The organism is Paenibacillus dauci, assembly GCF_000971985.1.
Classification (GTDB): Bacteria; Bacillota; Bacilli; order Paenibacillales; family Paenibacillaceae; genus Saccharibacillus; species Saccharibacillus dauci.
Genome location: NZ_KQ040799.1, coordinates 236,655 through 262,195 on the forward strand (window position 1 = coordinate 236,655; position 25,541 = coordinate 262,195).

20 protein-coding genes are annotated in these 25,541 nt (G+C 47.7%); 6 read left to right on the forward strand and 14 right to left on the reverse strand.

The genetic code is table 11. The features are described 5' to 3' along the window. Positions 1 to 54: 54 nt before the first annotated feature. The 6 genes from WH46_RS04545 to WH46_RS04570 form a co-directional block, all read right to left on the reverse strand. Positions 55 to 1,194, reverse strand: a complete 1,140-nt coding sequence (locus WH46_RS04545; protein WP_046225881.1) for a hypothetical protein — start codon at positions 1,192 to 1,194, stop codon at positions 55 to 57. Next, positions 1,191 to 2,672: a glycosyltransferase family 2 protein gene (locus tag WH46_RS04550; protein ID WP_017812514.1), complete on the reverse strand. Its 1,482-nt coding sequence runs from the start codon at positions 2,670 to 2,672 to the stop codon at positions 1,191 to 1,193. The genes WH46_RS04545 and WH46_RS04550 overlap by 4 nt, the downstream gene beginning before the upstream one ends. After that, entirely contained in the window at positions 2,653 to 3,768 is a 1,116-nt protein-coding gene (locus WH46_RS04555; RefSeq protein WP_017812513.1) for a HEAT repeat domain-containing protein, read from the reverse strand. The genes WH46_RS04550 and WH46_RS04555 overlap by 20 nt, the downstream gene beginning before the upstream one ends. Then, positions 3,765 to 5,936: a GGDEF domain-containing response regulator gene (locus tag WH46_RS04560; RefSeq protein ID WP_046225882.1), complete on the reverse strand. Its 2,172-nt coding sequence runs from the start codon at positions 5,934 to 5,936 to the stop codon at positions 3,765 to 3,767. The genes WH46_RS04555 and WH46_RS04560 overlap by 4 nt, the downstream gene beginning before the upstream one ends. A 118-nt stretch (positions 5,937 to 6,054) precedes the next feature. Then, entirely contained in the window at positions 6,055 to 9,066 is a 3,012-nt protein-coding gene (locus WH46_RS04565) for an ATP-binding protein (RefSeq protein WP_052714115.1), read from the reverse strand. Next, the gene (locus WH46_RS04570) at positions 9,066 to 9,455 is read right to left on the reverse strand and encodes a response regulator transcription factor (RefSeq protein ID WP_017812510.1); all 390 of its coding nucleotides are present in this window, start codon (positions 9,453 to 9,455) and stop codon (positions 9,066 to 9,068) included. The genes WH46_RS04565 and WH46_RS04570 overlap by 1 nt, the downstream gene beginning before the upstream one ends. A gap of 584 nt (positions 9,456 to 10,039) precedes the next feature. On the opposite strand from WH46_RS04570, the gene WH46_RS04575 reads away from it, so the two are divergent. Beyond that, the gene (locus WH46_RS04575) at positions 10,040 to 10,540 is read left to right on the forward strand and encodes a CcdC family protein (protein WP_046225883.1); all 501 of its coding nucleotides are present in this window, start codon (positions 10,040 to 10,042) and stop codon (positions 10,538 to 10,540) included. Positions 10,541 to 10,756: 216 nt separating this feature from the next. Here the strand turns inward: WH46_RS04575 and WH46_RS04580 are convergent, their stop codons facing one another. Next, positions 10,757 to 11,773, reverse strand: a complete 1,017-nt coding sequence (locus tag WH46_RS04580; protein WP_046225884.1) for an NADP-dependent oxidoreductase — start codon at positions 11,771 to 11,773, stop codon at positions 10,757 to 10,759. A 541-nt stretch (positions 11,774 to 12,314) separates the two neighbouring features. On the opposite strand from WH46_RS04580, the gene WH46_RS04585 reads away from it, so the two are divergent. Continuing rightward, positions 12,315 to 13,271: an L-lactate dehydrogenase gene (locus WH46_RS04585; protein ID WP_017812506.1), complete on the forward strand. Its 957-nt coding sequence runs from the start codon at positions 12,315 to 12,317 to the stop codon at positions 13,269 to 13,271. A gap of 325 nt (positions 13,272 to 13,596) precedes the next feature. Here WH46_RS04585 and WH46_RS04590 read toward each other — a convergent pair whose 3' ends face one another. From WH46_RS04590 to WH46_RS04600, 3 genes are all read right to left on the reverse strand, one after another. Next, complete coding sequence (locus WH46_RS04590; protein WP_046225885.1) at positions 13,597 to 14,043, reverse strand: universal stress protein; 447 nt, start codon at positions 14,041 to 14,043, stop codon at positions 13,597 to 13,599. 338 nt (positions 14,044 to 14,381) lie between these two features. Beyond that, on the reverse strand, positions 14,382 to 15,596 hold the full coding sequence (locus WH46_RS04595) for an MFS transporter (protein ID WP_017812503.1): 1,215 nt from the start codon (positions 15,594 to 15,596) through the stop codon (positions 14,382 to 14,384). Positions 15,597 to 15,837: 241 nt separating this feature from the next. After that, entirely contained in the window at positions 15,838 to 16,272 is a 435-nt protein-coding gene (locus tag WH46_RS04600) for a MerR family transcriptional regulator (RefSeq protein WP_046226007.1), read from the reverse strand. Between the two features lie 223 nt (positions 16,273 to 16,495). Here WH46_RS04600 and WH46_RS04605 point away from each other — a divergent pair, with 223 nt between their 5' ends. Beyond that, positions 16,496 to 16,735, forward strand: a complete 240-nt coding sequence (locus tag WH46_RS04605; protein ID WP_017812501.1) for a hypothetical protein — start codon at positions 16,496 to 16,498, stop codon at positions 16,733 to 16,735. Positions 16,736 to 17,007: 272 nt separating this feature from the next. Here WH46_RS04605 and gnd read toward each other — a convergent pair whose 3' ends face one another. Next, a complete protein-coding gene (gene gnd, locus WH46_RS04610; protein WP_017812500.1) occupies positions 17,008 to 17,907 on the reverse strand; it encodes a phosphogluconate dehydrogenase (NAD(+)-dependent, decarboxylating) in 900 nt (299 codons plus the stop codon). A gap of 250 nt (positions 17,908 to 18,157) precedes the next feature. Beyond that, positions 18,158 to 19,657, reverse strand: a complete 1,500-nt coding sequence (gene zwf / locus WH46_RS04615) for a glucose-6-phosphate dehydrogenase (RefSeq protein ID WP_046225886.1) — start codon at positions 19,655 to 19,657, stop codon at positions 18,158 to 18,160. Between the two features lie 461 nt (positions 19,658 to 20,118). Between zwf and WH46_RS04620 the strand changes: the two genes are divergently transcribed. Next, positions 20,119 to 20,580, forward strand: coding sequence for a MarR family winged helix-turn-helix transcriptional regulator (locus WH46_RS04620; protein WP_017812498.1), 462 nt, complete (start codon positions 20,119 to 20,121; stop codon positions 20,578 to 20,580). 81 nt (positions 20,581 to 20,661) lie between these two features. Here the strand turns inward: WH46_RS04620 and WH46_RS24475 are convergent, their stop codons facing one another. Together WH46_RS24475 and WH46_RS04625 are read right to left on the reverse strand one after the other, a co-directional pair. Then, the gene (locus WH46_RS24475; protein ID WP_269430595.1) at positions 20,662 to 20,790 is read right to left on the reverse strand and encodes a hypothetical protein; all 129 of its coding nucleotides are present in this window, start codon (positions 20,788 to 20,790) and stop codon (positions 20,662 to 20,664) included. A 31-nt stretch (positions 20,791 to 20,821) separates the two neighbouring features. Continuing rightward, entirely contained in the window at positions 20,822 to 21,424 is a 603-nt protein-coding gene (locus WH46_RS04625; RefSeq protein WP_017812496.1) for a TetR/AcrR family transcriptional regulator, read from the reverse strand. A 207-nt stretch (positions 21,425 to 21,631) separates the two neighbouring features. On the opposite strand from WH46_RS04625, the gene WH46_RS04630 reads away from it, so the two are divergent. After that, positions 21,632 to 22,933: an aldehyde dehydrogenase gene (locus WH46_RS04630; protein WP_017812495.1), complete on the forward strand. Its 1,302-nt coding sequence runs from the start codon at positions 21,632 to 21,634 to the stop codon at positions 22,931 to 22,933. A gap of 1,063 nt (positions 22,934 to 23,996) precedes the next feature. Beyond that, complete coding sequence (locus tag WH46_RS04635; RefSeq protein ID WP_082208305.1) at positions 23,997 to 25,511, forward strand: CoA transferase; 1,515 nt, start codon at positions 23,997 to 23,999, stop codon at positions 25,509 to 25,511. The last annotated feature ends 30 nt before the right edge of the window (positions 25,512 to 25,541 follow it).

Consider the following 25,541-nt stretch of genomic DNA (forward strand, 5'->3'; position numbering starts at 1 on the left):
CGAAAAAGCCCGGAAGCTCCTCCGCTCATCATGGAGACAGACCTGTACTGTCGTTTATTTGCTGCTGTCTGTAGCCGTTTCCTGAAGAATGGATTTCATCAAAGGCACATAAATATGCCAGTAAAAAGCATCTTCGCTGTTCGGACGGTCAAATGTCAGCCAGCGCTTGAAGTTCTCCCAGCCCTGATACTTGCGCCAGAATGAATAGTGATCATAATCCGCATAGTCGCCGGCAAAGTAGTAGGAGACATAGGTATCATGCTGCTGCCGGATCACAGCCGGGAATTCATAACTGATTCCGGCGGCCTGAAGCTTGCTCTTGCCATCATCTGTCAGTCCCAGATTGTAATTGGCCAGCACTTCTGCTCCTTCGGCAGGCTTCATCACGTCAAACCAGTAGTTGTAGCGAATCGTACTGTCCAGTCCGAGCCGGGCCTTGCCCTGGGTCGTCAGTATCGTCTGCACACCTTCTTCACCAATCTGCTTGCCCTGCTCCAATACGACCACCCGGCCATCTTCATGAACAAAGACTATGCCCGGTCCGGTATACGGCCACCGGTTCGGATCACTGCCATCACCGCTCAGAAAGACAGGTACTTCGCCGCCACGGGTCAGATCGCTGAAATACCTGCCGGTCCATCCTGTCCATTCTGCTCCAATGAGCGGATAGAATTCCTGGCGGGTACCTGGCTGTGTCGGAGTTGCCAGACTGTTGAATTCGGCGATCAGCGTCTTTACTCCGCCGCTCGTTACAGCACTGCGAATTCGCTGTATATCCGAGATGGTTAATCCTCCATAAAGCATACCTGCCGACAGATCACCAGCCGCCGAACTGTCCTTTTCATACTGCGCCCGTTCGATCCCGTACGTATCGGCTACATAGATCATATCGGTGCCCTTCAGATCCGCTGGCAGTCCGGTAGTCTCATATTGACGATCCGCTTTTGGGAAAAATCCGTAATAATCACGGGTGTAATCATAAGACTGTTGATCTGCTTTAACATATTTCTGCTGATTCAGCAGCCAGACAAGTCCCTTGTGCTCACGATACGTCATATCCGGTACCGTCTTATCGAGGATGGCAACCTGCAGTGTGGTCGCCGGCTTCGCTTCCCACCATATCCACGGAGTCAGCAGCAGCACGACAACCAGCAGCGGAATCAGCCAGAATGTCCAGGTACGTTTACGTTTCATGGCTGTCCTCCATTTGTCCGGTTATCCGGTTTTTTGGAGTTCATGACACCGCCGCGTGCCATATCCCCCCAGCCTTGATTTTTACGACGAACAATCTGAATAAGTCCTTCAAATCGCCAAAGTGTCATAATCGGGCGATACCAGAAAGTCTCGGATAGTGCGAACAAAAACAGTCGCGTCAGATCCGCTACCCGGTTGTATCGTTTGAAGCACCATTCTTCGAACAGTACTGCTCCCATAGACAGCAGGGAACCGTATAAGAGCATAAGAAGGGCGAGAACCATCGTTATTCTCACGTCTACCGTATCGAGGAAAATCCCGACAATTACCGTAACTACGCCAGCCAGCTCTACCACTGGCCCCAGCAGCTCTACGAATAGAAAATAGGGCATGGAGATCATGCCGATTTTGCCGTACTTGGGATTAAACAGCATGACTTTGTGGCGCCATAGACTCTCATACAGACCCCGATGCCAGCGAGTACGCTGACGACGCAGGATTTTGGCTTTCTCCGGGGCCTCGGTCCAGCAGACCGGATCGGGTACATAGACAATCTGCGCCTTGCTTTTCTTTTCCTGGATCCGACGATGCAGTCGGACGATCAGTTCCATATCCTCACCGACCGTATCCACCTCGTAGCCGCCCACCTCAATCACCCAGCTCTTTTTAAAAATACCAAACGCACCGGATACAATCAGCAGCAGATTATGACGGCTGAGTCCAATTCGTCCCATCAGAAAAGCACGCAGATATTCAATAACCTGCATTACCACCAGCGGTTTGCTGGACAACCGTACACTCTCACGGCTCAGATACCCACTATCTACATAACTGCCATTGGCGATTCCAACACTGCCGCCTGTAGCGACAATCTCTTCATTGGGGCCGGCATCCATAATCGGCTTCATCACTTTGATAAAAGCATCTTGATCCAGCACCGTATCCCCATCCAGTGAGGCAAAATATGGATACTGGCACACATTGATGCCTACATTCAGCGCATCGGCCTTGCCGCCGTTTTCCTTGTCGACCAGCACCAGATTATTGTGCTGCAGCGAACGGTAAATGCCCCGGATCGGTTTGGTTGGCTTGCCAAGCCCTGACCAGCGTACCCGGCTTTTAACTTCTACCATATCAAATTCATCGATCAGATACTGTACCGTCTGATCCTTGGAGCCATCATTGACGACCACAATCTCGAACTGCTTGTAATTGATACCGAGCAAGGAACGCACACTCCACACGATATTCAGTTCTTCATTATAGGCTGGCACAATAATCGACAGTGGCGGAGCCAACTCTTCTTCCAGTACCTGATCATACTGGCTCTCATTCAGATCCTTTTCCCGATTCAGCTTCCGGGCAGCCACGAAGAACAGAACGACATAAGCGATACTGACGGCAACGACATAGATCATAATAATAATGCTAACAATCTCGAATAGGGTTCCTGTAATATCAAGCCAGATTCCGCTCATATTGTTTCCTTTCCAGCGTCTCCTCCGCCATCTCGCGCGCATAGCGGTCCGCATGTTCACCGGCAGCTACCTTTTCCAGCAGCTCCAGTCCATTTTTGTAGGCAGCCAGAGATTCTGCCGCCTGCTGGCGAACCCGGTATGCCGAATCCCCCAGCATCTCCTCCAGATAAGGCACGAAAATATCTTCACGGATATTGCCCATTACTCTTGCCCGCATCAGCCGCTCCGGCCAGGAGACCTGCTCCACCGTATGATCGTGCTCATTCTCCATCTGCTCTACCAACTGCCGCGTTGCTTCCGGCGTCAGATAGCCAAAGTTGGAAATTGCCTTGAGCGAACGGATACGCAGCTCACTATCTTCTCCAACCAACTGGCGTTCCAGCAGATTCAGCACTTCGGCAGAACGAATATTACGAATACGCAGCGAATCGATAAAGCTGCACCGAACCCGGAACGGATACTGTTCAAATTCGGCAATCAGCTCCCCCTGTAGTTCATCATTCAGTGGAAGCAGAATCTGCAGCAGCTGACTGTCGGACAGATCATGATTATTCTCCCGCAGATATTCAGGTACACGGTGGCTGTTCAATTTGGAAAGAATCCGCAAAATCTGAAAGTATTCCTCTTCCGAACACTGGGGATCATTCATCCATTCGAGCAGATCCTTTTCCATGGAATTCATCTGGAATTGCTCGATCCAAAGCAAGGTGTTCATGCGGGTACTCCACTGGCGATCATGCAGTGAATGTTCATATTGGCTGGAGAAATACTTTTCCGCAAAGTCATAAATCCGGCTGCGTTCTTCGGGAGTACGGCTGATCGAGAGCCTGTGCAGCAGTGCTTCCTGGATCGCCTCCATCCGAAAAGGCTCTTTGGTAGACAGCCGGCGCGACGTCTCTCCGGTCAACAGGTACTCTTCCAGTACCGAATCGGATTGTTCCAGTTCCTTGCGCAGCTTGTAGACAGCAGCCTCTCTGCGGTTGAAGCTTGATTTGCGTATAGCCAGATAGACATACAGCGCAACCAGTGCAATCAGCATCACCGCACAAAGCCATAAGACAACGGTCAGTACGGAATCAGGGTCCATGCTGTTCATAGTCCCATCCTCCCCAGCAGGCGCCGGATGCGTGCTTCCAGTTCGACAATACTGAACGGCTTGGTCAGGTAATCATCCGTTCCAGCCCGGATAGCTTCCGCGACTTCACGGTCATCTCCAACACTGGTCAGCATAAGAACCATATAATTGGCGCGCATCTCCATGCTGCGAATACGGCGCAGCACTTCCATGCCGTTCATGCGTGGCATCATCCGGTCCAGGATAACGACATACTGCGCATCCTCTCCATGCCATGGATCTGTGAAAAATTCTTCCCCATCGCTGAATGTTCTAATCTCCAGTGTATGTTCGATATCCAGTCCGCCAAGCCTTTTGCTGAGCATACCACAGATCAGATCGTCATCGTCGATAATAGCCAGCCGCCACGGTTTTACCCCGGCGGGCGGTACAGGAGCCTGTTCTACCTCGGCTACCTGTTGACTAACCAGTGTCCGCTCCTCATATCCCATCCATTCCAGTGTACCGCGCCGTCCACCAGTCTCACCGGTCGATTCACGTTCGCGAATCGTATCTACCTGAAGCGGTAAAGAAGATGGTGTAGAGGAAGACATTTCAGAATCATTCGACCAGGAGGTTCCTTGGACTTCATCAGGAATAGTCGCTGCAGAGACTGTAGATACCGATACTTCAACACTATCCACTGCAGTCCGTTCTTGTTGCAGCGGCACTGACTGATTCGAATCCTCTACGGTCAACATAGACGATTGCTCTTCCTGATCGCCAGGAAAAATAGGCTTTTTGTCTGCATATTTCTTGAGTCGTGAAGAAACCGAAGACAGCAACGTTTCTACCTGATTCGTTGCTTTAGCCTCTTCATGGACTGCAAAAAATTGAACTTCACTTGTTGCAGCAGATGGTTCCGGATTCGATACTACAGCAGCCGAAGATGGTTCACCGGGCATCTCTTCAAATGGACGAACTGGACGCGGTTCCGTAATTCGTCGCCGCTCCGGCACGATCATTACACCATCATGCCTGCGCTTGGCTTCTGCTACAATACGCAGAATCTGGTCATAACAGGACTGTGCTGTCATGCCTGGCTTGAGTTCCAGTACACCTGCCGAAAAAGTAACCCGATAGCTGTCCGGGCTAATCAGATGTTCTTCTCCTTCCAGGCGTTCAAGCAGCTGATTGGCAAAGGAAACAGCTTCTTTCTCCCGTATTCCCGGTTGAAGCAGATAAAACCGATCATACCGATCACGTGCCCAAATATCTTGCGGTCCAAGCGAACGACGAACCAGATCGGAGAAATAACGCAGCAGCCGATCGCCTTCGGCATAACCAAATCGTTCATTAATATGGCGGAAACTGTCGAGATCGAACAGGGTTAGGACAGCGGGTTCATGTTGGTCTGCAAGTCGCTGCAGATGACGAACCAGTTCCTGGGCAAAATAGCTGCTGTTATAAGCACCTGTCAGTTCATCCGACATAAGCAGTGTATTCAGCTTCATCCGCCGCTGTACCTGATGACGGATACGCAAAATAAATTCTTCCATATCCAGCGGTTTGCCAATAAAGTCATCGGCTCCCGATCCATAGGCACGCAGCCGCGTATCCCGGTCTGCACTTGTACTCATCAGAATAACCGGAATCAGATACTGTTCACTCCGTGCCTGAATTTCCCGCAGCAGTTCAAATCCATCCTTGTCCTGCAGCAGCACATCGAGAATAATGCAGTCAGGCTTCATATTATAAAAAATCTCCATCGCACGGGTCCCGTCCGAAGCGGCAAATGTCATATAGCCCGCCTGCTCCAGCTGATCCTTGAGCATTTGCAGCAGACTCGTATCATCATCCACCACCAGTAATGTACCTTGATACGCCGGAGCTGGCTGTACTTCCGGCTCCATTGCAGGCACATCGTCTTTTTCCGGATCTTCATCCGCCAGCAAAAACAAATAAACCATCGGTGCCAGCAGCTCTCGAATCTGCTCTGCTGACCACACCTGCTCCCCTTCCGGGTCCAAACGTTCTATCAATTCTGCAGATACATTAAACCAGTCTTCCAGTCCAATTGTGCCGGAGGTTCCTTTGGCAGAATGCACCAGACGATACAGCTCCGGCTCGGGTGTCATTTGACCGGATAACGTCATTTTTTTGATTTTATCTTTCATCTGTTTGATAAAAAGCCGCTGATATTTATCCATACTGCCTCCTCCGGCTGTTCTGCATTTACGCTTTTATGGTGCGGCGCCAACGAAGCAGCCAGTTTTCTATCCGAAATAATTTCCTTTTACTGTTCCATTACCCATTTTAGAGGAGATATCAGTCTTCTTCGCCCAGCAGATCCACACTAATAAAGTCTTCGTTGACCTGCATTTGTACGGCATGTAGTCCATTCTTTTTCAGTGCCGACTGAATTACCTGCTCATTGTGCCCGGCAATCACCACATCGGTGGTATGGGTTCCGCGCTGAATCAGGGCAATACCGAGCTCCTTCATCCGCTCTACGGTAAATGGTTTTTGCAAGTACTTCTCGTTGGGTTTCTCGGCAAAATCACCTGGCTGATCAAGCGCGGACGAGACAATAACAGGTACATGACGGCTGGCTTCCCGGCCTTTGAGGATGCTGATAAAATCCCAGCCGCTTCGCGATCCGGACAGCTGAATATCTACAATGCACAGCAGGGGCGGCTTCTCGCTCCGCTCCAGACTGAGTATGGCGGCTTCGGCAGTATTCAGCGACAGGATATCGTACTGCTGCTCTTCAAAGGTAGCCCGGATAAGTCCGGACAGATTATCATCGTCTTCGATAATAACGACTTTGTTGTCCAGCTGCGGGACAAGGAACTTGGGTAAGCGGACAGCAAACGTGCTGCCTTCACCCAGACGGGAATCAAAATAAACCTCTCCGCCCAGATCGCGCACAATTTCGCGTACAATCGCCAGCCCCAGGCCGGTTCCGCCAATCTGGCGACGATCCGAATTATCCACCCGGTAAAATTTACCGAACATTTTGTCGCGGGCTTCATCCGGTATGCCAAGTCCGTAATCCTGCACCTCGGCGATCCAATCTGCTCCGCCATCGATAATCCTCACATCGATCTGCGGTTGACCCGGTGAATACTTCACTGCATTACTGATCAGATTATGCATTACCTGAGTAATACGATCGGTATCCCCTTCCACAAAGCAAGCTGATTCCGGCAGCTGTATCTGAATATGATGCTCCTGCTTGCCATCCCACTGACGGGCAACATCGTGTACTACCTGTCTCAGATCAAATGGCACCCGGGTATAGTTTTGCTTGCCGGACTCCATCCGCTGCAGATCCAGAAAGTCACTGATCAGATTGGACAAACGGTTGGCTTCCCGGTGAATCGTCTCCATATATTTGCGCGACTTCTCCGGCTTCACTTCACGATGCAGCAGAATCTCCACAAAACCGAGGATACTCGCCAGCGGAGTACGCAGTTCATGGGAGACGATACTGACAAACTCATTTTTCATCTGATCGGCTTGTTCTTCTTCGGTACGATCACGGAATACCAGCAGGTAATAGTCCTTCATATCGGCTCCCGTAATCGTGTTGATATACAATTCCAGATAATAAACAGAACCATCTCGGCCTCTGAGTGAGAACTGGGTCTTCCAGTCATTCGCAGCGCCCTCGATCGCCTGCTGAATCTGTGCACCCAGATTCTCTGCATGAACGCTGTGTGTATCCAGATAATCCCCCAGTGCCATAATACTTGCACCTGTGCGCAGATCCGGCAGTACACGGCTGACCTGCTCATTGGAAAAGGATACCGTTCCTTCCCGATCACACAGCACCAGTCCTTCATGCAGCGAATCGATAATTTCCTGAATAGCATCCCGCTGCTGTCGAATCATCAGCTTTTCTACTTCCAGTTCGGCATTCAGTTCTTCCAGTCGAATGCTCTGTTTGAGACGTTCTTCTCCCGCGAGCTGTGCCTGATAAGCCATACCGAACTGGTTAATTAGCCCTTCAGTCAGCATCTTATCATGAATCTGTACCGCTGCACTTCCATAGCTGGTCAACAACAGAAAACCAATGATTCTCATCTGATCATCACACAGTGGATAATAATGATCATCCGCACGTTCGTATCCAAGATGAATACCGCGTTCTTCTCCACTCAGTACACGGCTGCGTACGACAGGTCTTTTTTCTTCCATGACCTGAAGCGCCGGACCGAACAATCCGGTTCCGTCGGGCTGTTCCATATATCCGGGCCATCCAATCGCATGAATAGTATGAAATACTGAAGCTTCCTGCTCCGATTGGATAACGAGCATCAGCGCATCATGATAGGTTGCCTGCAGCAGCGCACGCAGGCTGTTTTCCAGAAATTCACTCATGGTAGTGAATCCGGTAAGCTTTTCCTGATAAGAGTTAATCAATTGCAGCTGTCTCTCCCGGTCGGTCAGCTTGGCCAGGATCACTTCCTGTTCGTGCTGCTGTACCAGAATCTCTTCGTTTTGTGCTTCCAGTTCATCATGCTGTTCAGCCATATGTCGCAAATGTTTTTCCAGTTCTTGATGGCGTTCCTGCAGCTGGTCGCTCATATGATTAATGCCATCCATGAGTCCGCCGATCTCGTCTCCATTTGGTCGATGATCCAGTTGTATATGTTCTCCCTGGCTGATACGACGGACCGCAGACTCCATCTGTATAACAGGTTTGACGATCAGTTCCCGCAGATAGCGGATCAGCAGCAGTGCTGCTATTAATCCGAGCAAAATGAATACCAAGGGTATAAACAGCACCAGTGAATTGAGCTGCTGGCTCTTCTGCATCAGCATCGTCACTTCATCACGTTCATTGGTGATCATCTGTTCCATTTCTTCATTTACAGCGCTCACCAATACAGTCGTCGTCCCGGATAGACGCTCAATCTCCGCCTGATTGTCCTCCTGCTTCATCTGCTGAATAGCGGGGAAATAGCTAAAATATTCCTCGCTCTGGCGAACCAGACTATCCAGCTGTGCAGCCATACTGGTCGAGTGGTTGGATCGTGCGCGATAATCTTCAAGTTCACTACGGAATTGATCCCTGTCGGTACGCGCTGCTGTCAGAAAATCGTCACGGTCATACGCCAGATATGCCCGAAAATTCGATACTGTCGAGCGATAGTCCTCCCCCATCTTTTGCAAGCGGTTCTGCTGATCCAGATGATAGTTGATCTGATCCGTGATCTGTGAGACCTGCTGCTTAAACATCCATTCCACTGCGAATACAATCAGTCCAAAAATCAGAAAGATAACGATAGTCCACCGGGCAATTCTGCGCGCCAATCCCCCGCCGGCCTGCATCAGTTATCCCTCTGCGTACCGGATAACAGTTCTTCTACGGCATCCAGCAACTGTAGCGGACTGAATGGCTTGGAAATATACAGGGTAACCCCCGCTTGTTCCGCCCGCATCCGATCCTTTTCCTGTGCTTTGGCAGTTAACAGAATAATCGGCTTGTCCTCATTGACACTGCCGCTACCACGCAGCCATTCGCAGACTTCAATCCCGGTGGCTTCCGGCATCATATAATCGAGAATGATCAGATCATAAGATTGTTCCGCCAGTTTTTCTTTTGCCAGTCCGCCGTCCTCGGCTTCCGTTACTTTGTACCCTTCATCTTCCAGTGTCTCCAGCAGCAAAAATCGCAGCGCAGGTTCGTCCTCCGCTATTAAAATCTCAAATGATGACATCATCGATTCCTCCCTGTATATTAAATATGATGAAATGAACATTTGCTGTTATATACTAATTAACAATAAATGGACTATTTTAAAAACAATAGCAATTTAATTTTAACATAATTATACTTTTCTGCTTCTGTTTGTCTGATCGTGAATCACCTTTGCAAAAGTTTGCTTTAGTGTTGAGACAAGTATCTCATTCCAGACATTCTTTTATCGATGAGCAGTAAACGGCCAGACTTCCTTCTTTAATGTCGGTCAGCAAGTGTAATATACAAATAGGACCTAATGCGTAATCTGCTGCTTTCCGATCAGGACATTGCGATCGCACAGAGCGACGTATATAACTTATTTACGGAGATTCTGTATGTATGGATTGGCGGTACCTGCAGACTCTATTTCAAAATTTAAACCGTCGAAAGATGTTCATACGGGTAATCGTGTGCAATAGGGTTGATCCCCAAAATATGATATACTAATAAAGTATTTTACTGCATGTTCCATGTCCTGCTGGACACCAAGCATTTTGTTTATTCAAAGGTAGTTTGTAGTTCAACATATTTTATATTCTGGAGAGGGGTTTGTCCTTTATCATGTTACAATTCAGTCCCTCCTTTTTACAGATAGGCTCTACTGTCGGTCTGCTGGTTATTGCTCTGACCGCTATTCTCGTACGTTCCCGGACCAATCACCGGCCGGTTAACGCCAAAAAGATTCTGATTCCACCGCTCGGCATGAGCACCGGTTTTTTCATGTTTGTGGTGCCTGATTTTCGGGTGACCTGGCTGTGGGCGCTGGGCGCTTTTCTGGTGGGCTGGTTTATTTTCTCGTATCCGCTGATTCGCGGAACCCGGTTTGAACATAACGGGACCGATGTAGTTGTACAGCGCTCCAAAAGTTTTTTGTTTATTCTGATTGGACTGCTGCTGGTTCGTCTACTGCTGCATCGCTTTATCGAGCATTACATTACCATCCCGCAGACAGCAGGTGTATTCTTTATTCTGGCATTTGGTACGCTGCTTCACTGGCGGCTTGATATGTTCCGCAAGTATCGCAAGATCACCGAAGCTGCCGATTCCAAACCAACCGTATAACTGCATAATTAAAGTAAACTTGTCGCAGGCCGCTATACGTTCCGAGAGGATACATGCAGCCGCCTGCGAAGCGTTATCCTGCGCACGATATCTCTTCAAACACGGTAGATATTTGCAAAATAATAAACGGAAATATAATCAAAAAAGCTAGCCATCCGGTCTGATCCGGAGGCTAGCTTTTTATTTAAACTTCATATGAATAGAGAACACACGGTTTTATTCTTCTGCTACTTTGACCAGTTGTTTACCCAGATTCTCACCGGTAAACAGTCCGAGGAAAGCTTCAGGAATCCGGTCAAATCCTTCTACGATGTTTTCTTTGTATTTCAGTTTGCCTTCGCGTACCCATTGTCCCAGTTCTTGCAATGCCTGTACGTTCTCATCGGCATAATCGCCCACTAGGAAACCTTTGAGTAATACCGTACGAGTGAGCAGCGCTGGCAGAATACGTGGTCCAAGCTCGGGGTTTTCCTGATTATATAGCGAGATTTGTCCGCACAGCGGAATACGTGCATTACGGTTCAACTGCTCAATAACAGCATCGGTAATATCCCCGCCTACATTTTCAAAATAGACATCGATACCGTCCGGACATGCTTTTTGCAGCGCTTCACGAATCGGCTGGTCTGTTTTGTAGTTAATGACTTCATCAAATCCCAGCTCTTCCTTGAGATAACGGTTCTTCTCATCTGAACCGGAGATGCCGACGACCCGTGCACCCTTGATTTTACCGATTTGTCCGGCGATCATACCAACAGCGCCACCTGCGCCGGATACGACCATCGTCTCGCCCGGCTTCGGATCACCGATGCGCAGTGTACCATAATAAGCAGTCAATCCAGTCATCCCGAGTACGCCAAGTGCGGTAGTGATCGGCGCCAGCTCCGGGTCAACCTTGCGCTGACCGTTACCATCCACGATTGCATACCGCTGCCAGCCCCAGCCGCCTGCGATAATATCGCCTTCCTGATAGTCGGAGTGCTTGCTGCTCAGAACCTTGCCGACCGAGCCACCAGTAATTGGCTCTCCCACCTGGAAGGGTGCCGCATACGATTTGGCATCTTTCATCCGTCCGCGCATATAAGGATCGACAGAGACGTACAGTGTCTTAATTAACAGCTGTCCTTCTTCCGGACTACCCAGTTCCGCCTTGTTAAACGAAAAGTTCTCCATTGCAGGTGTACCCTGCGGACGGCTCGCCAGTGCAATATATTCATTTTGTTCTTCAGCCATGTTGATTCCTCCCAAAAGTATAAGTATCTGCGTTCCATTATATAGAACATCCACATGCCCAATGATCCCGTTTATCCAGCATCATTGGCATGCCACCTTTTATTATTACCCTTCTTACCTGAAATTAAGATGAAATTCATCTATTTATATATCATTGCTTGGATGATCAACGACTTGTTTATCATTCTTGGACATTTTATTTTTGCTTAACTGTACTGTTCATCTTCTCTTTTACCGATATTTTATTGGAGATCGCTTTGATTTTCGTTCTTTGTTTCATTTTCCAAAGATCAAATAGGCATTATTGTTCGCTTTTGAGTATGCATAGGCAGAAAATCAAACACATTTCCTATCTTTTCTAGCTCACAAGTTAATTATTGTGACATATTTCCTTATTATCATTCCGATAAAAGTATGTATAATAGTAAATATGGAAAGTTAACTAACATTTAAATTCACTACTCATCCTACTTTAACTTATGTATTTCCCGGCAAGGTCGGGAATATCTTATTATTACGAATAGCAGGAGGGCTGTACAGCGTGGGTAAAAAGAACAGAAAAGTAGCAATTGTCGGCGTAGGAATGGTCGGGGCAGGATGTGCCTATTCAATGATTAACCAGTCGATTGCCGACGAGATTATGATGGTTGGACGTACCCATGAAAAGGCAGTCGCCCAGGCGCTGGACCTGTCGCACTGTATGGACTTTACGTCCCATCGTACCAAAGTATACGCAGGTACACTGCATGACTGCGGAGATATGGATATCGTCATCATTACAGCGGGTCCCAACCCCAAGCCAGGGCAAGACCGGATGACCCTGCTGCACGAAGCAGCCGAGATTGTACGCGAGATTACCGATCCGATTATGGCAAGTGGATTTGATGGTATATTCATCGTTGCTGCCAATCCAGTAGACGTGGTCACTTACCTCACATGGCAATACTCGGGTCTGCCGCGCGAACGCATTATTGGTACAGGCACATCCATTGACTCTTCTCGTCTCAAAACCATTCTGTCCGATGTATTCTCGATTGATCCGCGCAGCGTACACGGTTATGTCCTGGGCGAACATGGTGAATCCCAGTTCGTCGCCTGGTCACATGTGACAATTGGCGGTAAGCCGCTGCTGCATATTATGGAACAGCATGCTCTCCGCTTCCCCGAGCTGAGTCTGGATGATGTAGCGCTCAAGACAAGGGATGCCGGCTGGGAGATCTTCACCCGCAAAGGCCATACCCAGTTTGGAATCGGTAATGCCCTCGCTCATATCGCCCGCTCGATCCTGTACGACGAGCACCGGATTATTGCTGTATCTTCCATTCTGGATGGAGAATATGGCGAACAAAATGTATGCGCAGGCGTACCGGCCATCATTTCCGGAGAAGGTATACAGGAAATCATTGAGCTGCGACTGGATGACAACGAACAGCGTCAATTCCACCATTCCTGTCAGGTTATTCGCTCGGCAATTGAACAGGTTCAAGTGATGGTGTAGACACTGCCGCAATATGAAGCCGTATAGAATAATGACAATAGATCCTGATTGTATATTAAACAGGAAGTGTGGCAGTGATTTATAGGTATTAGCTATGAACTTATAGGCAGCCACAACTACTTTATTCTATATATATGTATTGGTTTTCGGTCTGCTGGATACTTGGATGTATAGGGAAAATAAGAAGTGTTTCTCTTCTATCCGATCTTGGATAAATTACTCTATAGAGCTTGAATATTTATCACTTTTTTAATCTTTATAAAAAGCCTACTACCGAATAAATCAGTAGTAGGCTTTTCTATACATCTATTTTATATAAGCAATATCACTTCACCGTCATAACCGGACAGTTCGCATGCTGGATGACCTTATGACTTACACTGCCAAGGAACAATTCAGAAACTGCACTTTTGCCGCTGGTCCCCATAATGACCAGATCCATCTTTTCATCGTTGGCAGCATCACAGATCACTGTCGCCGGATCACCGGTATGATAACGAACTTCGTACTGCACACCTGTCGTATTCAGATACGTACGATACGGCTCGGTTACTGCATGCCCTTCTTCATCCAGACGCTCATCCACATCCACTCCCAGCGGCGGCTCTGCCACCATCATCACCGGATTCACATGCAACACCGTTAGATGACTGTCTGCTTTCAAAGATTTCACCAGCTGCACCGCATGCTCCAATGCGCGCTGCGCATGCTCCGAACCATCTACCGCTACCAGTATACGCTCATACGTTGAACTTCCCTGTACTTCTGACATGATCTGTTCCTCCATTTCGTATATTGATATCTGTCAGCCGGCTATAGGCTCTACACCCTGCTTTAATCTTTTTCAACGCTCCGTACACTTACTCATAAAGCCTACTTTTGAAGTGCCTTTAATTTCTGTTCCGTTCTGCATTAATATCTTTTAGCTTTTCAGATCATTTATCCTGCTCAAATTCAAACTCTTCGCACCAAGCGGAGCAAAGAGAATTCTGCCAATGACCGACATTTAAGCAGGGAGATCGACCATCATGCGGTCATTCCAGTTCTCCCTGCTTAACCGGAGGGAATGGCAGAAACTCTTTGTGCAGCGGATGATGCAAACAAGCAAGATCAATGCCCGTGCGACACATCAATTCCCGCCAGATGGCGACGACGTACCACCAGCACGATAACCGCTACCAGCACCATCGCACCACCAAAGTAAAACGGAGTCGCCGAGTTGTACCATTCTGCCAGTTTACCAGCCAGGAACGGCGATACCGCACCACCGAGGAAACGAACAAAGCTGTACGCTGCAGAAGCAACCGAACGTTCGACCGGAGCCGATTCCATTACCGCTGTAGTAATCAGCGTATTGTTGATACCAAGGAAAATACCGGCAACGATAACACCAATAATAACCAGTGTCGGCGAACCAAAGGCTGCGCCCAGACCCATGAACACCAGATCCAGTGCGAACAGGGTCAACATGACACCCATCGAACCTGCCAGGTTAAAGCGTGCTTGCAGCTTCGGTGCCACAAATACGGAAGTAATCGCCAGCAGAATCCCCCAGCCGAAGAATACATAACCAAGACCATGCTCATCCAGTCCCATTACATACGGAGAATAAGCCATCAGGGTAAAGAAACCAAAGTTATAAAGAAAAGCAACAATCGCCAGCGTTTTCAGTGCCGGGAATTTCAGTGCGCGGAACGGATCCGCCAGAGTGCTGCGTGTTTTTGGCTTTGGAATCTTGGGTAGCATAATCATAATAAAGATAAAGCCGATCAGCATCAGTACACTAACACCGAAGAAAGGACCTCTCCAGGAAATCGAGCCCAATTCGCCGCCCAGCAGCGGGCCGACCGAGATACCAAGACCCAGTGCAGCTTCATACAAAATGATAGCTTTGGCTGTACCGGAAGTGGACAATCCTACGATAGCAGACAGCGCAGTTGCGATGAACAGCGCATTACCGAGTCCCCAACCACCGCGGAATCCGACGATCTGACCGATCGTATTGGAATAACCACCAAGTGCCGAGAAAATAATGATCAGTACAACGCCGCTGAGCAATGTCCATTTGACACCGATACGGCTGGATACGACGCCGGTAATCAGCATTGCCAGACCAGTCACCAGATTATAACTGGTAAATAGCAGAGATACCTGACTTGGCGTTGCATTCAATTGACTCGCAATCGCCGGTAGAATAGGGTCAACCAATCCCAGACCCATAAATGAAATAACACAGGCAAAAGCAACGGCCCATACGGCTCTAGGCTGGGATAATAATCCGCCCTGCTGTGGCAGCTGCTTTGCAGTCGCTGGTTTACTACTCATAATGAAAAACTCCTCCTTGATCCTGCTGATTCACATCAAAATCATTTTATTGTTTTGCTAAGTATTTAGAGACAAAAGGAAAAACCGGACCCATCGGATACCCGGTGTGTGTAAAGAACGCCTGTTGTAAAGAAAACAAAAAGGAATGAACTGTACTTCAGAGACACTAATGTATCCATTGACATATTAACCACTAATCTGAAATCTATTCAGTCACTAACCAAATGACTGCTAAATCGTATCAATTCTCTGCTTCACTGTTCAGCTTCGCCAGTCCTTCGCGAACCTGCTCACGCAGCTGTTCAGCTTCCGCTTTAAATGAATGAATCGTACGAATTTTCTCTTCCATCATCTCCAGCTGCTCACCCAGAGTCTGGTCAATCTGTTCCAGCTGATGTCGGCGCTCCTCATGATCAGTGATGCTGCGATAACGTTCGCGCTGCCCTCTCAGCATCTCGACCACTTCGATATATCGCTGCAATTCCTGCAAGGAGAATCCCAGCACATCACGCGCACTGATGATTTTCTTGAGCCGCTCGATATCTTCACGCGTGTACAGCCGGGTATTACCATCGCTCCGCTGTGGTGATACGAGTCCGATCTCTTCATAGTAACGAAGGGTACGCTTGGTCAGATTACACTCGGTTGCCACTTCATCAATTTTGTAGAGTGTTATGGTGTCCACCTTCTCTTTATTTAAATATTTACATATCTTATATGAATATAATAGTACTATCTCACGTTAACGTCAACGTTATTAAGAAAATAAATTGATTTTTTTCAGAAAAAGATAGCATTTATTATGATATGAGCTTTGTATTTTGTTTCAGCAGTCAGGTATGCTATGGTGAATAAGACCCTGAAAGCGAATACCAAATTTCAATCAGCAGGAGGAATCCATGAATATCACCAAATCACAAGCTTATATTGAACTAACTATCGCCAGCTGGGAAAATACGTCGCTGGGCGCCACACTGGCCGAGATCGTCCGCCGTCAAAGGCAGTATCAGAATGATTATGTAGAAGTGCATCAAGTTGTGGAACTATTCAAAACCGAGGATAAAGCTGATTTTCTGGTCATTCTGAATGTGATTCGCGATGTGGACAATCCCGGCGATCCTGTTCCTCAAGAGACCTAATCAGACACACTTGTATCCAGAATAATATATCTATCCTTATATAAAATAACGATCGCTCTTAAGCCATAATGCGCGATAAACGAACGGCATATACAATTCGAAGTCCTGAACATCTATAGGCATCGTCTCACGTGTATGTCAGGAAATAAAAAAGCCTCTGCTGCCCGGAAAAGTCATTCTCCGGGTGCAGAGGCTTTGCTGTGAGCAGAAATACTCCAACTGCTTTTGGCAAAGCAGCCGATAGGCATTTCTATTCTATTTATTTGTTAATCTTATTTACTGGATTTCTCAACAGCGTGACCGCCAAATTCGTTACGCAGGGCAGCTACAACTTTACCTGTGAATGTATCATTGTCCAGGGAACGATAACGCATCAGCAGGGACAGCGCGATAACTGGTGTTGCCATTTGCAGATCCATAGCTTCTTCCACAGTCCATTTACCTTCACCGGAAGAGTGCATGATACCCTGGATTTCTTCCAGACGACCATCTTTGGCAAATGCATTTTCAGTCAGTTCCATCAGCCAAGAGCGGATAACGGAGCCATTGTTCCATACGCGTGCCACTTTTTCGTAGTTGAAGTCGTATGGGCTTTTCTCCAGAACTTCGAAGCCTTCACCGATTGCTGCCATCATACCGTACTCGATACCATTGTGGACCATTTTCAGGTAGTGACCGCTGCCTGCTTCACCAGCATACAGATAGCCGTTTTCTACAGACGTATCGCGGAAGATTGGTTCTACGATTTCCCAAGCTTCTTTGTCGCCACCAACCATATAACAAGCGCCGTTACGAGCACCGCTCATGCCGCCGGAAGTACCTGCGTCCATGTAACGGATGCCGCTTTTTTTCATTTCGTTGTAGCGACGGATGGATTCTTTGTAGTGGGAGTTCCCTGCTTCGATCACGACATCGTTCTCGGACAGCAGCGGAGCCACTTCAGCCAGTACGGAATCTACTACGCCGTGAGGTACCATTACCCATACCACGCGTGGAGCTTCCAGTTTGCTGACCATTTCAGCGATTGTATCTGCACCTTGTGCGCCCAGACCGGACAATTCTTTTACCGCTTCTTTGTTCAGGTCAAATGCAACCACTTCATGATTATGATCCATCAGGTTTTGTCCCAGATTCATACCCATTTTGCCTAAGCCAATCAGTCCGATTTTCATTGTATAGTCCTCCGTGTTGTTGGGGATGTTGTATCCCTCTTTTTTTGGTCGTACTCTCTATCCACTGCGGCGAGTGTATCCCACTCACCCCGAACGTATTGCTATACGTCCGCATCTATACCGCATTGTATAAATACACAAAGCGGTTTGACAAAGCCGGAAACCGGCTCTGAAAGCATGGAGAATACGCTCTGTTCATCATTAACCAGAGCGTATGCCACTCATTCAATTGTATAAGGATCAGGTGTAATTAGCGTACAACTGTACTTTCTCTAACAGGTGCTGGTGCCTGGTCTCCAAGCCAGCGGAATCCCTGTTCAGCCAGCAGCGCGTTGGATGCTTCCGGACCATAGGTGCCAGCTGCATAATCATGAACCGGCAGGCTGTTGTCTGCAAAAGCTTCCAGCATCGGCTGGATCCACTGCCAGGACAGTTCCACTTCATCCCAGTGAGCGAAGAAAGTAGCGTCGCCGTTCAGCGCATCGCCAATCAACAGTTCGTAAGCTTCCGGATCATTATCCGTACCCATCACGAACTCGGAAGTCATTGGCTCCAGCTGACCGGTTTTGACATTGCGGCGGTTCAGCTGCAGGGTAATTTTCTCTTCCGGATTGATGCTGATTGTCAGCATATTCGGCTGGCCATCGCAATCTACACAGATATCATTGTTTTGCATGGTGTTTTTGAATTCCACGACGATGCGCGTGGATTTTTCTTTCATACGTTTACCAGTACGGATGTAGAATGGTACGCCTTGCCAGGAGAAATCATCTACCCAGACGCGTGCAGCTACAAATGTATCGGTATTGGAGCCCAGTTCGATACCCGGCTCATCCTGATAACCCTGTACTTCTTTGCCGTTTACTTCACCGGCAGTGTACTGGGCACGTACGAAGTGCTTGTGTGCATCTTCTTTGGAGATCGGACGCAGCGCTTTGGCGATGTATTTTTTGTGTGTACGTACATCGTCAGCATTGTGGCCGCCTGGCAGCGTCATCGCTGTCATCATCAGCACTTGCAGCATGTGATTTTGTACCATATCGCGAACGGCTCCGGTATGATCATAATAACCGGCACGTTCTTCTACGCCTACTACTTCGGAAGCCGTAATCTGTACATTAGCGATGTGGCGGTTATTCCACAGCGACTGGATCACAGGGTTCGCAGAAGTGAATGACTCCATGTTCTGTACCATAGGTTTGCCGAGGTAATGGTCAATACGGAAAATTTCTTCTTCCGCAAATGTTCTGCTCAGCTGTTCGTTCAGCTGACGAGCCGAAGTAAGATCATGACCAAACGGTTTCTCGATAATCAGACGCTTCCAGCCTGTTGTGTTACCCAGACCGCTTGCTTTGATATTATCAGCGATCATTTCAAAGAATTCCGGTGCTACCGACATGTAGAACATGCGATTTTGCGGGATATTCAGTTCCGTCTCACGCTGTTCGACCAGCTTCAGCAGTTCCTGGTAGCCGGCAGTATCGTTCACATTCAGAATGTGATAACGGATTGAACGCAGAAACGCATCCACAGTCTCGCGCTCTTGCGGTGTATTACGGGAAAATTCCTGCAGTGCCTGTTCTACATAGGTTTGGAAAGTCGCATCATTGAATGATTTGCGTCCCAGACCGATAATGGAGAATGCTTCAGGCATCTTGCGATCAAGAAATAAATTATACAATGCAGGGAAGATTTTGCGTTTTGCCAAATCCCCTGTTGAACCGAACAATACAAATGTCATAGCTTCCATAATGGTTTCTCCTCCAAAATGTACCTCACCCGGTTCTCTATATGGCCTGGGTGTAAGTATTCAGACTTAATTCATGGGTATACTATACGGTTGATATAGCAACTATATCGGCAAAAAATAAACGAGCGACCCGGTATATGAGCTGCATCTGTTAAACAGCAGCTGTATATCGAAGCCTCGTCGTGAAGTCAATCTTTCATTGTGTCTCTTTTGTGACAGTCATTCTTTACAAAATTTACAATAGACCTTGTGTCGAACAATGTCAAGGGTAAAAATGAAAGTTTCACAATGAATATTACTTGTTGGTTAAATTATTTATCGGTAACTTTTATCGGTTTGTGAATAGCTGCGTTGACAGTTATCTGCAAAAATGTTAGTCTAACGTCGATTAAAAGGTTGATATAGCAACTATAATACTACATGTATTACCACATACCAATATTATTTAAGGGTGAATACTCATGCCATATGACTTAGAAAATAGTTACACCGTATTCATTCGTGACGTTCATCTTGCGATTGCCGGATATATCAAAAATAAATTAGCTCCCTTCAATCTTGCTCCCGAGCAGACCTTTGTACTGATGCTCCTGTGGAAAAAAGATGGGCTCGCGCAAAATGAAATAGGCGAACGTCTGGGCAAGGACAAAACCAATATTACGCGCATGATCTCCAATCTGGAGAGTAAAGGATTTATTCGCAAGATTACCTGTACCGATGATCGCCGCTGCTTCAAAATCTACCTGACCCCCGAAGGCGCACAGCTGGAGCAGGATGTCGCTGTGATCATGAAAGAGATCAGCCTTGATCTGATGGATGGCATCTCCGATGACGAACGGATCGTGCTGCGCCGGCTGCTGAACAAGATCAAGGATAATGCACGCGTGAATGAAGCCGATCGTATAGACCTATTGGATTGCTGACGATAAATAAAGAAAACAAAGACGCCCAAAAGGCGTCTTTTTATTGTTATTCAGAATGGGTCTTAATCAGCAGAATAGAGCTTAATCAATCGAACCCAGTGTCCAAACTCCATTTTGACCTTTTACAAAATAAAATACATAAAAGGCTTCGCTTGCTTCTTTGGTTTCGTTATCGGCCTGGTTCCCTTCGACAGGAACAATAATATACATGGATTCGTTATCACCAAAGGATACTGTACTATCATCCTTCATCCTTGTACGAACGAATAATCTGGATTGGCCCGTTGGAGTTGAGCAGGATCATCTGCTCGGTCATTTCTTCGGGAGTATAAGGCATGCCATTTTCCAGCCACCAATGAATAATACCTACATAAGCGGAGCTGATATAGCTGGCGATCACATCCTTGTGTACAGGAAGCTTGTCGTCATCGAGCTCTGCAAACTTCTCCTCGTAGAACCGCGCAATATACCTTTTCATATAAGACACGAAATTAAACATTGCCTTGCGCTCAAACATTACTTCAAAGAAACGCCGATAACGAATCATATATTCAAAAATGCGTCCCGCAATATAGCGTTGTAATTCATCCACCGACTGTTCAAATGAACCGGCATCCCTTGCCTCCCCAAACAGTTCATCCAGCATCCCGTCCGTTACCGCATACAGCAGATGATCCTTGGATTCATAGTGCAGATAAAAAGTTTTACGGTTCACCGTAGCCAACTTGGTAATATCCTGAATCGTAATTTTGTCGTACGGCTGCTCTTGCATTAACTGCTTAAGCGCCTCATGCAGTGCTGTCCTGGTCCGCACAACGCGCGGATCGACGGTCTGTTCTTTCATCGCTGCATCCTTTCTGTAACCGGTATTTCTTTCTTTATTTCGGTAGTTATGCCTACATTTATTACCCAACTGTGGCATAAACCCCACATTGAACAGATCTGGTTATTGTAACATAACATTTCCTGTCTTATAATCCGATATATTGTGAGTAATCATATGTAAATAAATACAATTGCATCAAACATTTATTTGAGGAGCTGACTATTCATGCTTAATGTACAACCACTCGTCCAGCAGCAGCGGACGTTCTTTTATACAGGCCAGACCAAAGACGTATCCTATCGTATGACTGCCCTTCGTCAACTGAGACAAGGAATTGAAAACTATCATCAGCGTATTCTCGACGCGCTGCGTGCCGATCTGAACAAGTCCGAAGCCGAAGCTTACGGTTCGGAGATTCGCATCGTTATGGGCGAGATCGACTTTGCGCTGGAACATCTGGAGCAGTGGGCAGCACCTCGCCAGGTGCCGACTGCAGCGGCTCTGCCGGATGCGGTAAGCACCATTTATCCTGAACCTTACGGTGTGGCACTGATTATTGCGCCATGGAACTATCCATTCCAGCTGGCATTCGGTCCACTCGTAGGTGCGATTGCAGCCGGTAACTGTGCAGTTCTCAAGCCATCCGAGCTGACACCTGCTGTATCCAAATTAACCTATGATCTGATCCATGAGCTGTTCCCGGAAGAATACATCGCTGTAGTGGAAGGCGAAGTCGAAGCGAGTACCGCTCTGCTCAAAGAGAAATTCGACTACATCTTCTTCACAGGCAGCACAGGCGTCGGCCGAATCGTGATGCGAGCAGCTGCAGAACATCTGACTCCGGTTACCCTGGAACTCGGCGGCAAAAGCCCAAGCATTGTACACCATGATGCCGATCTGAAGATCGCAGCGCAGCGCCTTGTACGCGGCAAGTTCCTCAATGCCGGTCAGACCTGTGTAGCGCCGGATTATCTGCTTGTGCACAAGGATGTACGTGCTCAACTGCTCGATCTGATCCAGGCAGAAATCAAAGACAAGCAGGGTGAAGATGTACTACAGAATCCGGACTTCCCGCATATCGTTAACACACGCAATTTTGACCGTCTATCTGCTCTGATGGAAGGCGAAGAAGTACTGATCGGTGGTCGTAGCGTACGGGATCAGCTGCTGATCGAGCCTACCCTGCTGGGCGGCATCGACTGGAATTCCCGCATTATGCAGGAAGAGATCTTCGGACCAATTCTGCCGGTGATCGAATATGATGACCTGAATCCTCTGCTGGACGAGATCGTAAGTCGTCCAAAACCGCTGGCACTGTATCTGTTTACTGAGGACGAGCAGCTGCAGGAACAGGTGCTGAATACTGTATCCTTTGGCGGCGGATGTATCAATGACACGCTGTCCCATATGACTTCGCATTATCTGCCATTCGGCGGTGTAGGCGAAAGCGGCATGGGTTCGTATCATGGACAGCAGAGCTTTGAAGTGTTCTCTCATCTGAAAAGTGTAATGAAACGCAATGCTTGAGTTGAACGTTCTGATGCAGCTTATGCTTGGCCAGATGAAGGCATAGTGCAGTGTATTCTCGAGTAGGCTGATGTGGTGGTTCGTATTTGTTGTTGGAATGTGGGATGAAGGGTATAGCGCATCCATCGCTCCGACAAGGAATAGGGGCACGTCCTCCGGTGGAGCCTGGAAATTATGGAAGTAGGCAAGGGGCAATTTCCAGGCTCCAAGGTCGTCCTTTGCCCCTATTTCCTTCTCTCCGCTAAGTGCTGAGCACTATCCATTGGCATTTGCATACTGCGTAATATGAATAGAATTAAGGCTAAAATGCAACTGCAACTGCAACTGCAACTGCAACTGCAGAATAAGATTAATAGACGGGCCGGGGCATGTCATGCTCTGGCCTGTTTTTTTGCATACTTTGTCTACATACTGATTGTACTTGTACGGTGGTGTCTAATCCACACAGTAATACGGTTATTAACTGCTCTATACCCATAAAAAATTATCTACTTTATGGACATCTACTATTGAAGTGTGGCATATACCACATTCGAGAATTCATTGTTTATTGAGGTCAGTTTATATTGGTTATATAATAATATGTATAAATTTACTTATTAAAATTTGTGATTAGTTAATCGTTCTAATTTCTAAGTTTTAAAATATATCGTTCTTTTCCAAGTTCAATTATTATGCTGTTGAAATTTCTGTATTACTCTACTTCTCTACTTCTTATTCCTTCATTATTTAATTCTTATTTCTATTGGAATGATATAGACAACTACCAAGAATATCCTTGGACAGAACGCAAAAAAAGAAATCAGAGCAAAAGACGACCTGTAAGCGTTTGGCAGTTAAAACGCGTGATTCAATAAGAGGTTTAATAAAAAGTAATTTTTGCGAAGCAAAATATCTCATCTCTTTAAGCATGGAGATCCTCATTTCTCCCTACTATTAAAGGATCTTCAGGTTTAGCTCTTATTCTGCTGCCAAGTCAGATGCCATGACTAGCTGCATAAATGCAAAATATGCAATTCCACCGCCTATACTTTTACACTATCTTGGAAACGGAGTGAACATCATGATATCCCAACCTATCAATAACACAGAAACTGCTACCCAATTAAAAGAAAAAATCCGTCAGGCCGAGCAGAATCGTGCGGATCATACGGAATTTGATATTCATCAGGAACTGGAGCAGCTGCTGAACAGTATCGGATTATCCGCAGCAGACAGCGGCGGCGAGATTTCTTTTACCGGTAAAGATCCTATCGTACCAAGCGTACTGCGTCTGGCCAGCTCGGCAGGGATCGGGATGGTCGCCAAATCGGTTGCTGCTGCCAAGCTATGGAGAATGCGTGGCGGCAAGGAGCAGGATATCTCGTTGGACCTGCGCAAGATTCTGCATCGGCTGTCGCCTTTTTACGATCGAAAATGGGAAAAGCTGAACGGCTATTCACCAGCAAGCCCTTCCGATCCGAGTCAGGCACTGAAATTCGGATTTTACCAGACAAAAGATGGTAAATGGGTGATGCCGCTGGAGCCGTATCCAAAGCTGAAAATCAATACACTGAAGCTGCTGAACTGCCCGGATACCCCGGAAGCGGTAGCAGCAGCTATTGCCCAGTGGGATTCTGCCGAACTGGAAGAAGCCGGTCGACGTGCCGGAATCGTCATGCCGGTTGCCCGCACACTGGAAGAATTCCTGAATGATCCCGTATCGGATGTGATCGCTGCTCAGCCACTAATCGAGATCGAGAAGATTGGTGACAGTGATCCGGAGCCTCTGTCAACGGGCGTTTCTTCTCCACTGGAAGGCATTCGTGCACTGGGTATGGGACATGTGATCGCCGGCGCAGGGGTTGGCCGGGCGCTGGCACTACATGGTGCAGATGTGCTGAACATCTGGCGTCCCGGTGATTGGGAAGTGGACACCACCTACTACACCGCCAATGTGGGAATGCGTTCCTCTACGCTGGAAGTAGGAGATGAACAGGGACAGGCCAAGATGCAGGAGCTGCTGCGTGGAGCAGATATTTTCTTTGCCAATCGACGTCCGACATATCTGGAACGATTTGGTCTGAGTCCTGAACAAGCGGCGGCTGCACGGCCGGGTATTATCCATGTCTCGGTATCGCTCGGTGGTAATGAAGGTCCATGGGCGGATCGAATTGGATTCGACCAGACAGCCGGTACGCTGACCGGGGTGATGTGCCTCGAAGGTACTCCCGACAAGCCGCAATTGCCTGCGATTCTGGTCGTTAATGACTATATTATCTCTTGGCTGGCTGCGGCCGGGGCAATGGCTGCACTGGCACGCCGTGCTGAGGAAGGCGGCAGCTACCGGGTGCATATTTCCCTCAGCCGGGTATCGCTGTGGCTGATGTCGATGGGATTGTTCGACAAGGAATTTGCCCACCAGACAGCTGGATCATCTGATGAGCATCTGTATCTTGATCCAGAACTGTTTACAGCCGATACCCTATGCGGACATTATCAGGGGGTGACCGATCAGGTGCATATGTCGGAGACACCAGGCGAGTACCGGACTGTGCTGGTACCGCGCGGATCATGTCGGCCGGAATGGCTGAAATAATCGTTGTAACAAAAGGAGAATCCTGTCTGG

Coding starts and splice junctions, on each gene's coding strand:
- WH46_RS04595 (WP_017812503.1), bottom strand. CDS start 15,596: ATGAGTAGTAAACCAGCGACTGCAAAGCAGCTGCCACAGCAGGGCGGA.
- WH46_RS04545 (WP_046225881.1), bottom strand. CDS start 1,194: ATGAAACGTAAACGTACCTGGACATTCTGGCTGATTCCGCTGCTGGTT.
- WH46_RS04580 (WP_046225884.1), bottom strand. CDS start 11,773: ATGGCTGAAGAACAAAATGAATATATTGCACTGGCGAGCCGTCCGCAG.
- WH46_RS04575 (WP_046225883.1), top strand. CDS start 10,040: ATGTTACAATTCAGTCCCTCCTTTTTACAGATAGGCTCTACTGTCGGT.
- WH46_RS24475 (WP_269430595.1), bottom strand. CDS start 20,790: ATGTATATTATTGTTCCTGTCGAAGGGAACCAGGCCGATAACGAAACC.
- gnd (WP_017812500.1), bottom strand. CDS start 17,907: ATGAAAATCGGACTGATTGGCTTAGGCAAAATGGGTATGAATCTGGGA.
- WH46_RS04560 (WP_046225882.1), bottom strand. CDS start 5,936: ATGGATAAATATCAGCGGCTTTTTATCAAACAGATGAAAGATAAAATC.
- WH46_RS04570 (WP_017812510.1), bottom strand. CDS start 9,455: ATGTCATCATTTGAGATTTTAATAGCGGAGGACGAACCTGCGCTGCGA.
- WH46_RS04625 (WP_017812496.1), bottom strand. CDS start 21,424: ATGAAAGAACAGACCGTCGATCCGCGCGTTGTGCGGACCAGGACAGCA.
- WH46_RS04555 (WP_017812513.1), bottom strand. CDS start 3,768: ATGAACAGCATGGACCCTGATTCCGTACTGACCGTTGTCTTATGGCTT.
- WH46_RS04620 (WP_017812498.1), top strand. CDS start 20,119: ATGCCATATGACTTAGAAAATAGTTACACCGTATTCATTCGTGACGTT.
- zwf (WP_046225886.1), bottom strand. CDS start 19,657: ATGGAAGCTATGACATTTGTATTGTTCGGTTCAACAGGGGATTTGGCA.
- WH46_RS04605 (WP_017812501.1), top strand. CDS start 16,496: ATGAATATCACCAAATCACAAGCTTATATTGAACTAACTATCGCCAGC.
- WH46_RS04565 (WP_052714115.1), bottom strand. CDS start 9,066: ATGCAGGCCGGCGGGGGATTGGCGCGCAGAATTGCCCGGTGGACTATC.
- WH46_RS04550 (WP_017812514.1), bottom strand. CDS start 2,672: ATGAGCGGAATCTGGCTTGATATTACAGGAACCCTATTCGAGATTGTT.
- WH46_RS04630 (WP_017812495.1), top strand. CDS start 21,632: ATGCTTAATGTACAACCACTCGTCCAGCAGCAGCGGACGTTCTTTTAT.
- WH46_RS04635 (WP_082208305.1), top strand. CDS start 23,997: ATGATATCCCAACCTATCAATAACACAGAAACTGCTACCCAATTAAAA.
- WH46_RS04590 (WP_046225885.1), bottom strand. CDS start 14,043: ATGTCAGAAGTACAGGGAAGTTCAACGTATGAGCGTATACTGGTAGCG.